This is a genomic window from Fictibacillus aquaticus (assembly GCF_002245695.1).
In the GTDB taxonomy this organism is placed as follows: domain Bacteria; phylum Bacillota; class Bacilli; order Bacillales; family Fictibacillaceae; genus Fictibacillus; species Fictibacillus aquaticus.
In genome coordinates this window covers 707,440-720,106 of record NZ_NOII01000001.1, presented here as the reverse complement: position 1 = coordinate 720,106, position 12,667 = coordinate 707,440, and the positions used below count along the sequence as shown (strand labels likewise).

The following is a 12,667-nucleotide window of genomic DNA, read 5'->3' as shown; positions in this document are numbered from 1 at the left end:
TCTAGATTTGTGCATAAAATGTACTATCTTGAGAAGGAGGTTGTAGAATGTCACAATCTTACGATGATAAGAAAGAGTTTTATGCAGATAAAATTATCATTAAAGCGAATAAAGTAATCATCAAGAAACATAAAGAAGACTGCTCATCCGAATCTTCATCTTCAAGTTCATACTGCGTACCAGAATCTGAATCATCCTGCTCAAGCACAAGCAGACAAGTGCCGGAATCATCCTGCTCAAGCACAAGCAGCTTCGTGCCGGAATCATCATGTTCAAGCTCGAGCAGCTACTGCAAGGAGTCTTCTTCGAAATGCAGCAGTGTCTGCAGGGAGTCTTCTTCGAAATGCAGCAGTGTCTGCAGGGAGTCTTCTTCAAAATGCAGCAGTGTCTGCAAGGAATCATCTTCTAAATCAAGCTGCAGCAGTGTATGTTCAGAATCATCTTCAAGTTCGAGCTGCAGCAGCATCTGTAAGGAGTCATCGTCATCCAGCTTTTGTGATATATGCAATCCGAAAAAAACGAAAAAGAAGAAAAAACGTTTTTATGATCCATGGGAATAAAAAGTATTAACAAAGAGAGCATCCTTAAAAGGAAGGAGCTCTCTTTTGCATAATTTATATATAATGGGGTATTTATTTCATAAAGGAGCTGATTACAAGATGGGATACATTTTGCCGGTTTCCAACCCAATATATGTTCAGTATGCAGAACGGATGAGACAGCAGTCTGATGGGATTCCAAGGGTTTCGTCTGTTCACAGAGTCAACAAGTATGAACAGAATAGTAAAAAGGGTTCTTATGAAGCCGATAATATGAACAAAAGAAGATTTCCGCGCTATTTGGAACAAGAATTAAAAGGGTATTATATAAACGAAACTGTCTAGTTATTGTTCTGGATATCTTTGAGTTTGAACGGCATCACGAGGAGCTGCCCGCTGAGCATCTCAGCATACAATACGTCCTCAACATGAAAAATCCCATGCTTTTTAATCTTAGAAAGCAGCTGTTCCTTGGAGATTCCCGCCGTTTGTAAGTTGTCGAATATGATTTCTCCGTCCATGATAAGTGTTACAGGAAGTTCTGCCGCCTGATCCTGCAATTTCAGATCGCTTCTGTTCGGTGTGCTGTATAGATGTTTAGGCATTACTGAAACTGTGCCGTTCGTTTCCAAGATAGCATATTCGATCTCTCTTAAGCTGAAATAGCCTTTCTGCCTGATTAAATTTTGCAGCTGATTTATATCAATCTTATTTCTTTTTAATTCTTCTCTTACAATCATGCCTTTGCGAATTACGATAGCAGGGGATCCTTCAAGCAATTTCCGCATTCCTTTAAATTTTTGCGATAAAATTTCGATCGCGTAAACGAGACCTCCCCATACTGCTACTGCATAAAATATCATCCATAAATTTGTTTCTGTATCGTAAATGGCATTGCCCAGCAATTCTCCAAGAATAAGTGAAGAAATAAAATCGAAGGGTGTCAGCTGTGTTATTTCAGTTTTGCCTAGCGCTTTTGTTAATACAAACAGTGCGAAAAAGCCGAAAAAGAGCTCTGCTGTCAACGAACCAAAATTCAACGCCTTCATCTCCTTCGTTTTTTTCTATTGTTTCCAATACATAAAACGATAAACAAAAAAGCCGGCGCCATTTTTAAGGCACCAGCTTTTTTTTCATTGCAACATGCGGTATGCCAGCATCGAGAAAAGGGTGTGCTGAAACGGTTGCATATCCTAACTTCTTGTAGAAATCTTCTGCTTGAGTCTGGGCGTTAAGAAGGAGAGAAGAGTATCCCAATCTTTCGGCTTCTTTTTCCATCGCTTTCATCAATTCTTCGCCCAATCCTTTTTTTCGCCAATCTTTAAGGATGCAGACGCGTTCGACTTTCCCGCCGTTATCATATGATCTCAGACGGCTTGCGCCGACAGGGGTATGGTCATCATAAAGCACGAAATGAAGAGACTCGTTTTCCAATGCATCAATTTCTTCTTCTTCAGGTATTTGCTGTTCGACTACGAAGACATTCTTTCTTACTTCAAGCGCATCATTGAAGCCAGTTTCGCTTGAAGAATAGGTGCGGATTTCCATGTTAATCGCGTGACCCGCCCTTCAGCCTGAATGTTTCATATACAGTCCATGAGCCGTTCTCCAGCTGATATAGGAGCTGGAATCGGTCTATTGTTTCTGAATGGCGGATGTCGAGCATTTTCAGTCTTTCTAAAACATCTGAATGCTCTTCATCGGAAAATTTTTGCCCGAGTGTCAGATGCGGTACGAAATTGTATGGCTGTTCATGCTCTAGCGGCCCTGAATAAAGCTGATCATGTAGAGCAGAAAGGGCACTGTTCTCTTCAACCTTCAGGTAAATTACATTATTAACAGGGTAAAAAGAACTGACTTTTGTAATATCGATCTTAACAGGTTCTGCCTCAGCAGCAACCCGTTCGATATAAGAGATAATTTCCTTAAGCTCAGCTTCATCTGCCTCAAAAGGGTCTTTAATCGTTATATGAGGCGGGATAAGGGCATAGTGGGGATCATAGCGTTTGCGGTAAGAGTTGATTTTATCCTGCAATAATTTGGACGGAAAAATGGCGATACCATATCTCATAACAGTTCCTCCCTCATCTTTTTGCCTAGTATATCAAAAATTCTGTCACTTTCCCACTGCCGTCAGTCACGGAACAAAAAGGTAAGGCCGGGGATGATGTCATGCTGCCAATTTACCCATAGATGACTGCCGTTAAACTCATGGTATTTATATTGCATGGACTTTTCAGCCAGGATGCAGTTCAGCTTCCGGTTAGGGTCTAGGAAGTTCTTCACCTCGCCAGAAGGCACTTTAAACGCATGTTCTTCATCGCCGATGGAATGGTAGATTTGTACGGCGGATATTTTATTGCTTTCCTCCACTTCCTTAAGCACACTGTCAGGTGCATAAGGCGACTGCAGAATCAGTTTACTAAAAGTGTTAGGGTATAGCAGTGCAGCTTTTAATGAAATATAGCCGCCGAGTGAGTCGCCGATTAGAGCAGTCGAGCTGCCGAGCATGAGTGTGTTAAATTCACGGTTGATCCAAGGCACCAGTTCATGGGCGAGGAATCGAAGATAGGCGTCATGCTTGTCGCCTTCCGGGCGGTATTTACTGTTACGATCTTCGATGCCTTTATGGGTGATTCCGAAAAGAATAAATTCAGAAATCGTTCCTTCATGCATGAGCCGGTCAGCCGTCTTAGCTAACTTACCGAGCTGAAAGTAATCTCTTCCATCCTGAGCGATCAGGACAGGATACTTAACCAAGGTCGAGTATTTTGGAGGAAGATAGACAAACACTTCAATATCTTCGCTCAGTTCCTTGCTGTAAATCGTCCGGTCTTCAATTTTACCTTTTAATATTGCCATCTTTCTGCCTCCTGAAAAAAGTACAGTAATAAGCGCTTACATCGCGTTCATTTTAACATAAGATGGTATAATGAACGTACTATTTCGTTTTGTGTACCGCATATAATTATTGATGAGGTGATGTTTTGAATAGAAGAGTGCACAGCCGTGACGTAGAGGCGGCCGCAAGAGGTCTGTTGCTTGAACGCGGTGTTACGACACCTGATATAGCTGAAATTGTATATGAGATGCAAGCTCCGTTTTCTCCTGGACTGTCTCTTGCAGAATGTATTGAAAGTGTGGAGGCTGTCCTGACAAAACGCGAGATACAGCATGCCATTTTAGTTGGGGTTGAGCTTGATAAACTGGCAGAGCGCAAAATGCTTTCTGAGCCGCTGCAATCAATCGTAGAAAGCGATGAAGGGCTGTTCGGGGTAGATGAGACGATCGCGCTTGGAGCGGTTTTTGGATACGGCAGCATCGCCGTTACGACGTTCGGTCATCTGGATAAATATAAGACCGGAATTATCCGTAAGCTGGATACGAAAACGTCTGAAGGGATCCATACTTTCTTGGATGACCTTGTCGCCAGCATCGCGGCCAACGCCTCAAGCAGACTGGCGCACCGCCTGCGCGACAGAGAAGAGAACCTCTCACCGGTGGAGCTGAAGCTTCACGACGAAGAAGAAAAGATCGGGTAAGCAATGATGTTGGGGGTACGGTACCATTGAAGCTAAACGCAGCACTGCCAGCGTTGTTACCTTAATGGTACCGTACCCCCCAAAAAACACCGTGATAGAAGAGAAAAAGTTTGCTTTGATTGGTTGACAGATTGCTAGCTTTTCAAGTATAGTAAATATTGTCCTTAATACATAAATCGATCCGATAGCTCAGCTGGGAGAGCGCTACCTTGACAGGGTAGAGGTCGGGGGTTCGAACCCCTCTCGGGTCACCATAACATAGCTTAAATTGAAATATACATAGAAAAAAGCCGCTCATTTGAGCGGCTTTTTTGTTTTTTCTTCAGACTAATTATTGAAACTCACATGTAGTGATATTTAATTCCCATCCGCCTGCTAAGCTACCAACGTCTCCTCCTAAATCATCCACTATATAAAGACTCCATAGTCCGTTTGGATTGGATCCGTTAAAGATGCTTAGAGCAGAACCTCCTGCTGGAGCAGGTGCAGGCGGCGGAAAGGCTTCTGGTCCGCCGTAATTAGCTGGCTGAAAAGTTCCGGACACAAGAGGTCCGACGTCTGGCAGTGGGGTAGGGGCATCATCGTCTAGGAGCAAGGTGACATTGACAGCATCTCCGCCTCCACCGACATCACTCATGATGATGGCATTTTGCGTTGTGACAGGTCCAACAAGCAATATATCGATGTCATCAGGGAAAGTATGGCTTAAATTGTTTAGCTGCACGGTCACTTTAATAATAGGTCCGCTTAGACCTTCGACAAAAATATTAGAAGGGTATGGTGTCGCAGTACCCGAGTTTGGTATTCCAATGGGTTCTAGGTTCGTAAAAGTCGTGGTTACTTCACGGCACTGAGGAATAATGGTAAACGTGCATATGCAGCTGCAATCAATCGCGACTGCTCTCCCTCTGCTTATTCCTGTCACACAATGATTTATGCATTTTTGGAATTGTAAAGGAATGCTTTGGGATGAGCCGTTAAGTACCAATAATATATTTGTCCCTGCGGATAATTTGCAAAGTGAATGACAAATGCAATTCTTTTTAATAGTGAAAACCTCCATGGTAAAAAGTGAAGTATTTACATTATTTTATGTAAAAAGGAGTCGAATTGTATAGGCGTTAAAACCTATATTTTAATTCTTAAAAATAAACAGGAGCCGCTCCAAGATAGAGCGGCTCCTGTAATGCTTAATAGATCTTCCATGGGTTTATTGGCTTGTAAACTGGACCTTGAGATCCCGTTCGAGATGATTTTTCTACTCTTAGTGGCTTTAGAGAACTGGACGAACTGCTGTTCACACGAGCGTCTTCATACTTTTTTAGTTTACTTTCGTTAATTAGTATGGAAGATGATTCATCTAAATTGATTAATAGGCTGCTAGCTGTATTTTTAACTGGTCTTAACATGTTTGGATTATTTTGAACAGGTTTTTTTACACTTTTTATTTTTGGGGCAATCGACGAACTGCTGCTGCTTTCTTGTATTTGCTCAGGCTCAACATTCGTTAATAGACTTCTGGGAAGCATCAATGCGGCTTCAGCATTTATTCTGCCGTTTAAGAACAGTTCTCCTGTTCCTGATATCGGATCGCACGATTGTCGGATCACATTTGCTGCCTCAGTACCTGACAAATCTGGATATGTTGTGAGAATCAAAGCAGCCAGCCCGCTGACAAACGGAGTTGCCATTGATGTGCCAGACAGAAAGCCATAGCTGTTTCCGGGTGTCGTGGATAATATTTCAACACCCGGGGCTGCAACATCGACCCAGGCAGCGCCGTAGTTCGAAAACTCTGCCAGCTGATCACTTTGGTTTGTTGCAGCAACACTGATTACTCCAGAATATGCTGCTGGATACTGAGGTGTATTGCTTGAATCATTTCCAGCCGCAGCAGCGACCGCTACGCCATTAGAGACCGCATAATCGATCGCTCTTCTTACGGTGTCTGATTGAGAGGTGCCTCCTAAACTCATGTTGATCACATTTGCGTTATTGTTTACAGCAAATAAAATGCCGTCCGCAAGCCAGGACCAGTCACCTGAACCAGAATCCCCCAGAACCTTTATATTCATGATGTACGCATTATTGAAGCTAACGCCAGCGACTCCAATATTATTGTTGGTTATGGCTGCAGCAATGCCTGCAACATGTGTGCCATGTCCGAACTGATCTTCAACAGTAGGGGAATTGGTAAAGTTTCTTGAAATGATAATTTTTTCTGCAAGATCTGGATGTGCAGTATCTATACCTGTGTCTAATATGGCGATTCTTGTGGAAAGGCTGTCTTGCGGAGAGATGCTCCATGCTTCTTCTGCTCTAATGGCTTGAAGCCCCCATTGCTGCTGAAGTCCGGGGTCGTTCGGCACCACACTTACATTGACCGGAGGCAATTCAAGTCTTATTTTGGCATCTGCTTCAATAAAATCGACTATACCGCTTCCTCTATAAACAGAAACCGCTTTTGAAAGGATGTCTTTTTCGAGCATAACTAGATGAACGTTTATTTCTTTAAACGCTTTTATGACAGTTGTACCTGCAGTTGTATGAAGCGATTTCATTTCTTGTGCAGTTACACTGGAATTAAAACCGACCAGCATTTTTACTTTTGCCATCATTCCACCCGCTTTTTTGATCATTTAATCATCCACAGTTTATGTTCGGACGATATGAATGGGGAAGAAATTGGGCACGGTAAAAAAGCATCAAAAAAGCTGGAAACATTGAGGTCCCAGCTTTGCTTGTATGACTATGCAGATGTCTTCTTGAACGACTGCTGAAGATCCAAAAGCCTGTCGAGCTCCTGGCTGCACCGGATGGTTTCCTGCGCCGTCATGCCAAAAACACGAGCGGTGTGCAGTAATTGTTTTCTTTTCATCTCTATTAAAAAATCCATGAACAAAAACCCCCTGGCTTACTTTATCTCTCTGAAAGGTATATACATATTATCGTATTATGGCGAAATCTTTTAAGGGATTCGGGAAAACTTCCCATCAAGCGACAAAAAAATACAATTGGAGGTTTTGCAATGAACGGCAGAAGAACAGTGGTCGTAACAGGAGCGGCGAATGGAATAGGTAAGGCGATCGCTATCTATTTTATCGAAAAAGGGTATCATGCTGTCCTAGCAGATGTTGATCAGCATAGACTTAAAGAATTAAAAGACACTGTTATGAATCATAATCCTAAAGCAGAAATAACATTAGTAGAAGCTGACATCTCCCACCCAGATCAAGTAGAAAAGCTGTTCGGCGGAATTGAAAGAGTGGATTGCCTTATTAACAATGCTGGAAGAATGATCTACAAATCGATGTTTGAACTGGAAATAGAAGAATGGGACAGTATAATCAACACTAATTTAAGAGGGACTTTCCTTTGCTCGAAGGCTGCGGCGAAAATCATGATGGAAAAAGACAGAGGGTGCATCATCAATATTGCCTCGACAAGGGCAGCGATGAGCGAAGCGGATACTGAGGCATATGCTGCTTCAAAGGGCGGGATTGTGTCACTGACGCATGCGCTCGCCGTATCACTGAGTTCTTACAATATACGAGTAAACTGTATTAGCCCTGGCTGGATTGAAACAGGAGATTACTCTCGGCTGAGAGAAGTGGACCATGAACAGCACTTATCCAATAGGGTAGGAGTGCCAGAAGACATCGCGCGAGCTTGCTATTTTTTAGCAGATGGTAAAAATGATTTTATTAATGGACATAATATGGTGATAGATGGCGGAATGACAAAAAAGATGATATATGAACATTAATTTTTAACAGCACTAATTTGTTGCCCGCAGTGAAAAACGTTTCTCTAGACCCACCCGCTTTCCTTTTTTTATGATAGGTAAGTGAATTGAAAAAGGGAGTCGAACGTATGAACGAAAACATGCATAAAAGGGTGGAACGGGGCGTTTATTTTAGTCTCGGCGCCTATATTTTTCTTTCGGTCGTTAAGCTTGCAGCAGGCTGGAAGTTTTCTTCCGATGCGCTAGTAGCTGACGGGCTGAACAACGCAACGGATATTGTGGCCTCTGTTGCGGTCCTGATCGGTCTTAAAATTTCCCGCAAGCCAGCTGATGAAGACCATCCATACGGACATCTTCGTGCAGAAACAATCGCTTCGATGGTGGCCTCGTTTATAATGGTCGTAATCGGACTGCAGGTTCTTATTTCATCTGTAAAAAAGATCACATCAGGGGCCGGTGAGGAACCTTCATTGCTCGCAGCAGCTGTTGCGGTGTTTTCCGGGTTAGTCATGCTCGCCATTTTTGCAGTAAATATTAAGACAGCGAAAGAAACGGAAAGCCAGGGACTGAAAGCAGCGGCTCTTGACAACCGTTCTGACGCATTTGTCAGCTTTGGTGCCGCGATCGGTATTGCCGGCTCTCAAATAGGGCTTCCTTGGCTTGATCCTGCGGCCGCTATTTTCGTAGGGCTGATTATTATTAAAACAGGCTGGGAAATCTTTTCTGAAACCTCCCACAACTTATCCGATGGCTTTGATTATGAAGAAGGCAAAACGATGGAGAAGAAGATATTAAGTGTCCAGGGAGTAGAGACAGTAGGTGACTTGAAGGCGAGGAAGCATGGAAACAGAGCGATCATCGATGTCACGATCTTAGTTGATCCTGAACTGAATGTGATTCAGAGCCACGAAATAACAGAGCGGGTGGAAGAACTGCTGAAGGAAGCTTACCGGGTGGAAAGTATACAAGTGCATGTGGAACCGCATGATCACACGCCAAAAACAGAGTGACCATTTCACTCTGTTTTTTGATTTATAGACCTCTGGGGTACGGTACCATCTAATGAAATTACATTAATGATGCTATGTAATGAAATATGGTACCGTACCCCAATAGTTAGATTCCTGTGAGCTGTATTCCTAGCTGAACTATGAGGATCACGGTAAGTGCTCTTACCATCAGCAGTACTTGTTTTTTTGATAAATTACCGGCAGTTCTAACGGCAAGCTGTGCTCCGATAATGCTGCCAGCTGTTAAGGGAAGGGCAACTTCTGGCAAGAAAAATCCTGATGCTATATAGGAGACAGCGGCACCTATACAGCTTAAAAACGTATTGAATCTAGTGAATCCGATAGATTTCATGACAGAAAAGCCTTTGGATAAGTAAAGATTCATCTGCAGCGTGCCTTGCCCAGGTCCGAACATGCCGTCGTAAGCTCCGATTCCGAACAGGTAAGGGTAGACAGACCTTGGCAGCCGTTCTAACTCCCCGCTTTTTTCGTCAGGCTTTTTCATAAAAGTCAGCAGAAGGGCGAATGTAAGCAGAACAAGGGCTGCGACCTTCATGACATCTGGCGGGATGGCTGCCGCCGCTTGGCTTCCGGCGATTCCTCCTGCAAGACTGAATGCGCCTGGTACAACAAGTGTTAAAAAGGTTACTTCTTTTTTCTTCAGCAATACGAAGAAGCTGGAGAAGGAGCTGAAAGTATTGGAAAACTTGTTTGAAGCTATAGCGAAGTGTGGAGGGACTCCGAGCAACAGCATTGCAGGAAAACTAAGTATGCCTCCGCCTCCTGCTAATGTACCTAAAAAAGTGGCTATAATACCGATAGAAAAAAGCAATAACATCATCATAAAATCACCTCATATCAATTCCTTTTTCTTCCTTTATCTTATTCTTTGTAAGTCATAATAGAAATTCGTATATAATGATAACTGTACATAAGAAAAACTTATTAAAGGAGAGGTAGTTTTTGCAGCTATCTGAATTAGAAATTCTTCATGTGCTGGCATTAGAGCTGAACATGCGAAAAGCAGCAGAAAGACTCTTTGTTTCTCAGCCTGCTTTAAGCCAGCGGCTGCAGACGATAGAGAGTCAGTGGGGAACGAAAATTTTCATCCGCTCTCAAAAAGGACTGACACTGACTCCGGCAGGTGAAAAAATTATTGAATATGTGAACGATTCTTTGAAACGAGAAGAAAAGGTGAAAGAGGAAATCCGATCGATGTCTCACGAGGTGCACGGTACATTAAAACTTGCTGTAGCCTCAATTATCGGCCAGTATTGGCTTCCAAATGTGCTGAAGAAATACGTCAGCCTTTATCCGAATGTGAACATCTCACTGATTACTGGCTGGACGAGCGAGATTATAAGGCATTTACATGAGGAGAGCATTCATATTGGCATTGTAAGGGGAAACCCAGACTGGAGAGGCGAAAAAAGGCATTTATTCAGTGACCGGCTGTATTTAGTTGATACCTCACTTTCGTCTATCGAGGAACTGGGGGAGACGAATAAGCCATTCATCCAGTTCAAGAGCCATTCCACGTATTATCAGGAAATTCAGGACTGGTGGCATGAACATTTTAAGACGGCACCGAAAAAAACCATTATTGTAGACCAGATTGAAACATGCAAACAGATGGCGCTGAATGGCATCGGCTATGCAATCCTTCCTTCAGTAAGCCTCCGGAGTGAAGACGAATTTTTCAAAATTCCTCTTTCTACAAAAAACAGCAGTGATATGGAGCGCGATACATGGCTTGTTCATCACGGCACAGCGAGCGAACTGAACCAGGTGAAGGCATTTTTAGAATTAGTCGATGAGTTTCCTATTAATAAGGTTTGAAAGTTACAGCATTTAGTGGTTTAATACAAGACAGATTGGTATTAAGGAGGATGTATTTTTATGAAAATGATGGATGCAAACGAAATTATCTCATTTATTCAAAACAGCACAAAATCGACACCTGTAAAGGTTTACGTTAAAGGTGATCTTGAAGGGATCGATTTTGGAAAAGATACAAAGACGTTCTTAAACGGTTCAACAGGCGTGCTTTTCGGAGAGTGGAAAGAAATTGACGCTGCTCTGAAAGCAAACGAAGGTAAAATTGAAGATTATGTGATCGAAAACGACCGCAGAAATTCTGCTATTCCTCTTTTAGACATGAAAAATATCCATGCACGTATCGAGCCAGGTGCGATTATCCGTGACCAAGTGGAAATTGGAAACAATGCAGTCATCATGATGGGAGCTTCTATAAACATCGGAGCTGTCATTGGAGAAGGTACGATGATTGATATGAATGTAGTACTTGGCGGGCGCGCAACTGTCGGCAAGAACTGCCACATCGGAGCTGGCTCTGTTCTAGCTGGTGTTATCGAACCGCCGTCAGCTAAGCCAGTTGTCGTTGAAGACGATGTTGTGATTGGCGCTAATGCTGTTGTGCTTGAAGGGGTTACTGTTGGGAAAGGTGCTGTTGTAGCGGCTGGAGCAATCGTTATCGAAGACGTTCCTCCATATACGGTTGTTGCGGGAACACCTGCACGAGTGATTAAAGAAATCGATGAAAAAACGAAATCAAAGACAGAAATCAAGCAAGAGCTTCGCCAGTTAAACGACTGATTTCTTCCTTTTAAGGAGACGTTTACGATGAATTCTCTAATTGAACTGCGCAGGCAGCTTCATCAAATTCCAGAACCGGGCTTTGAAGAGTTTAAAACGCAGTCGTATTTATTAAACGTGATCGCAGCTCTACCGCAAGAACATCTTGAAATTGAAACATGGAAAACTGGAATAATCGTTAAAGTGCAAGGACGGACAGGAAACAAAACGATAGGCTACCGTGCTGATATGGACGGCCTTCCTATTACAGAGGAAACAGGGTTTGATTTCGCTTCAACACATGAAGGATTCATGCATGCATGCGGACATGATTTTCATATGTCGATTGCCATAGGACTGCTGCAGCATTTTGCGGCATCGCCGGCAGAGCATAACCTGCTCTTTGTTTTCCAGCCTGCTGAAGAGGGTCCAGGCGGTGCGTTAACGATGAGAGAATGTGAAGCTTTCCTGAAAAACAAACCGGACATGATGGTCGCTCTTCACATAGCCCCTGAATATCCGGTCGGCACGATTGCAACAAAACCGGGTCTGCTGTTCGCCAACACGTCTGAATTATTTATTGATTTAAAAGGCACTGGCGGCCATGCTGCTTATCCTCAGCAAGCCAACGACATGGTTGTTGCAGCAAGCCACTTAGTTACGCAGCTGCAGACAGTGGTGTCCCGCAATATTGACCCGTTGGATTCTGCTGTTATTACCGTTGGGAAGATTACAGGCGGAACAAAGCAGAACATTATTGCTGAAAGAGCGAGGCTGGAAGGTACAATACGTACGCTGTCAGCTGAAGCGATGGTTAAAGTGAAACACCGTATTGAAAAGATGATAGAAGGGATTTCTGCTTCTTTTGAATGTGAAGCAGTCATTGACTATGGTGCAAATTACAGGATGGTCGATAATGACCATGATCTGACTGAACAGTTCATTGAATTCGCTCAGAACTCTGGAATCGCGCAAGTTATCACATGCAGAGAAGCGATGACAGGGGAAGATTACGGTTATTTTCTTGAATCTGTTCCTGGATTTATGTTCTGGCTTGGAGTAGATACACCTTATGGTCTGCATCATTCCAAACTGCAGCCTGATGAAAAAGCCATACCTTTTGCAGTTGACCTGCTGACGAAATATTTAAAGCATATAGGATGAGCTGGGCGTCTGAAGAAATTTCTTCAGACGTCCGGCTTTTTTTATTTCTGAACCGGCGGTGAAGAATATTTT

The 12,667-nt window shown here is 43.1% G+C and carries 17 protein-coding genes and 1 tRNA gene; 8 read left to right on the top strand and 10 right to left on the bottom strand.

Features of this window, described 5'->3' with window-relative positions; translation table 11 throughout:
- Window positions 1–79: 79 nt before the first annotated feature.
- Together CGZ90_RS20615 and CGZ90_RS03780 are read right to left on the bottom strand one after the other, a co-directional pair.
- Window positions 80–244, bottom strand: a complete 165-nt coding sequence (locus CGZ90_RS20615) for a hypothetical protein (protein ID WP_165766752.1) — start codon at window positions 242–244, stop codon at window positions 80–82.
- Window positions 245–286: 42 nt separating this feature from the next.
- Complete coding sequence (locus CGZ90_RS03780; protein ID WP_133063545.1) at window positions 287–508, bottom strand: hypothetical protein; 222 nt, start codon at window positions 506–508, stop codon at window positions 287–289.
- Window positions 509–659: 151 nt separating this feature from the next.
- Between CGZ90_RS03780 and CGZ90_RS03775 the strand changes: the two genes are divergently transcribed.
- Window positions 660–884, top strand: a complete 225-nt coding sequence (locus CGZ90_RS03775) for a hypothetical protein (protein WP_133063544.1) — start codon at window positions 660–662, stop codon at window positions 882–884.
- On the opposite strand, the gene CGZ90_RS03770 is transcribed toward CGZ90_RS03775, so the two are convergent.
- From CGZ90_RS03770 to CGZ90_RS03755, 4 genes are all read right to left on the bottom strand, one after another.
- On the bottom strand, window positions 881–1,588 hold the full coding sequence (locus CGZ90_RS03770) for a DUF421 domain-containing protein (RefSeq protein WP_094250990.1): 708 nt from the start codon (window positions 1,586–1,588) through the stop codon (window positions 881–883). The two genes, CGZ90_RS03775 and CGZ90_RS03770, sit on opposite strands and share 4 nt — an antisense overlap.
- Window positions 1,589–1,652: 64 nt before the next feature.
- Window positions 1,653–2,087: a GNAT family N-acetyltransferase gene (locus tag CGZ90_RS03765; RefSeq protein ID WP_094250989.1), complete on the bottom strand. Its 435-nt coding sequence runs from the start codon at window positions 2,085–2,087 to the stop codon at window positions 1,653–1,655.
- A 1-nt stretch (window position 2,088) separates the two neighbouring features.
- Window positions 2,089–2,610, bottom strand: coding sequence for a YjcG family protein (locus CGZ90_RS03760; RefSeq protein WP_094250988.1), 522 nt, complete (start codon window positions 2,608–2,610; stop codon window positions 2,089–2,091).
- Between the two features lie 62 nt (window positions 2,611–2,672).
- Window positions 2,673–3,401 (bottom strand): alpha/beta hydrolase, encoded by a 729-nt coding sequence (locus tag CGZ90_RS03755; RefSeq protein ID WP_094250987.1) that lies wholly within the window; start codon window positions 3,399–3,401, stop codon window positions 2,673–2,675.
- A 125-nt stretch (window positions 3,402–3,526) separates the two neighbouring features.
- On the opposite strand from CGZ90_RS03755, the gene CGZ90_RS03750 reads away from it, so the two are divergent.
- Both CGZ90_RS03750 and CGZ90_RS03745 read left to right on the top strand, forming a co-directional pair.
- On the top strand, window positions 3,527–4,081 hold the full coding sequence (locus tag CGZ90_RS03750) for a phosphatidylglycerophosphatase A family protein (protein WP_094250986.1): 555 nt from the start codon (window positions 3,527–3,529) through the stop codon (window positions 4,079–4,081).
- Window positions 4,082–4,259: 178 nt separating this feature from the next.
- A tRNA-Val gene (locus CGZ90_RS03745) sits at window positions 4,260–4,335 on the top strand.
- A gap of 77 nt (window positions 4,336–4,412) precedes the next feature.
- Here the strand turns inward: CGZ90_RS03745 and CGZ90_RS03740 are convergent.
- The 3 genes from CGZ90_RS03740 to CGZ90_RS03730 all read right to left on the bottom strand — a co-directional run bounded on the left by CGZ90_RS03740 (window position 4,413) and on the right by CGZ90_RS03730 (window position 6,977).
- A complete protein-coding gene (locus CGZ90_RS03740; protein ID WP_133063543.1) occupies window positions 4,413–5,006 on the bottom strand; it encodes a hypothetical protein in 594 nt (197 codons plus the stop codon).
- A gap of 265 nt (window positions 5,007–5,271) precedes the next feature.
- Entirely contained in the window at window positions 5,272–6,720 is a 1,449-nt protein-coding gene (locus tag CGZ90_RS03735; RefSeq protein ID WP_094250984.1) for a S8 family serine peptidase, read from the bottom strand.
- Window positions 6,721–6,830: 110 nt separating this feature from the next.
- On the bottom strand, window positions 6,831–6,977 hold the full coding sequence (locus CGZ90_RS03730) for an aspartyl-phosphate phosphatase Spo0E family protein (RefSeq protein WP_094250983.1): 147 nt from the start codon (window positions 6,975–6,977) through the stop codon (window positions 6,831–6,833).
- A 132-nt stretch (window positions 6,978–7,109) separates the two neighbouring features.
- Between CGZ90_RS03730 and CGZ90_RS03725 the strand changes: the two genes are divergently transcribed.
- Together CGZ90_RS03725 and CGZ90_RS03720 are read left to right on the top strand one after the other, a co-directional pair.
- Window positions 7,110–7,847: an SDR family oxidoreductase gene (locus CGZ90_RS03725; protein WP_094250982.1), complete on the top strand. Its 738-nt coding sequence runs from the start codon at window positions 7,110–7,112 to the stop codon at window positions 7,845–7,847.
- Between the two features lie 107 nt (window positions 7,848–7,954).
- On the top strand, window positions 7,955–8,836 hold the full coding sequence (locus CGZ90_RS03720; RefSeq protein ID WP_094250981.1) for a cation diffusion facilitator family transporter: 882 nt from the start codon (window positions 7,955–7,957) through the stop codon (window positions 8,834–8,836).
- A 106-nt stretch (window positions 8,837–8,942) separates the two neighbouring features.
- On the opposite strand, the gene CGZ90_RS03715 is transcribed toward CGZ90_RS03720, so the two are convergent.
- A complete protein-coding gene (locus CGZ90_RS03715; protein ID WP_094250980.1) occupies window positions 8,943–9,680 on the bottom strand; it encodes a sulfite exporter TauE/SafE family protein in 738 nt (245 codons plus the stop codon).
- A 119-nt stretch (window positions 9,681–9,799) separates the two neighbouring features.
- Here CGZ90_RS03715 and ccpC point away from each other — a divergent pair, with 119 nt between their 5' ends.
- Genes ccpC through CGZ90_RS03700 form a run of 3 tightly spaced genes read left to right on the top strand, consistent with a single transcriptional unit; the run spans window position 9,800 to window position 12,595 of the window.
- The gene (gene ccpC / locus CGZ90_RS03710) at window positions 9,800–10,675 is read left to right on the top strand and encodes a transcriptional regulator CcpC (RefSeq protein ID WP_094250979.1); all 876 of its coding nucleotides are present in this window, start codon (window positions 9,800–9,802) and stop codon (window positions 10,673–10,675) included.
- Window positions 10,676–10,735: 60 nt separating this feature from the next.
- Window positions 10,736–11,452, top strand: coding sequence for a 2,3,4,5-tetrahydropyridine-2,6-dicarboxylate N-acetyltransferase (gene dapD / locus CGZ90_RS03705; RefSeq protein ID WP_094250978.1), 717 nt, complete (start codon window positions 10,736–10,738; stop codon window positions 11,450–11,452).
- A gap of 27 nt (window positions 11,453–11,479) precedes the next feature.
- The gene (locus tag CGZ90_RS03700) at window positions 11,480–12,595 is read left to right on the top strand and encodes an N-acetyldiaminopimelate deacetylase (RefSeq protein ID WP_094250977.1); all 1,116 of its coding nucleotides are present in this window, start codon (window positions 11,480–11,482) and stop codon (window positions 12,593–12,595) included.
- The last annotated feature ends 72 nt before the right edge of the window (window positions 12,596–12,667 follow it).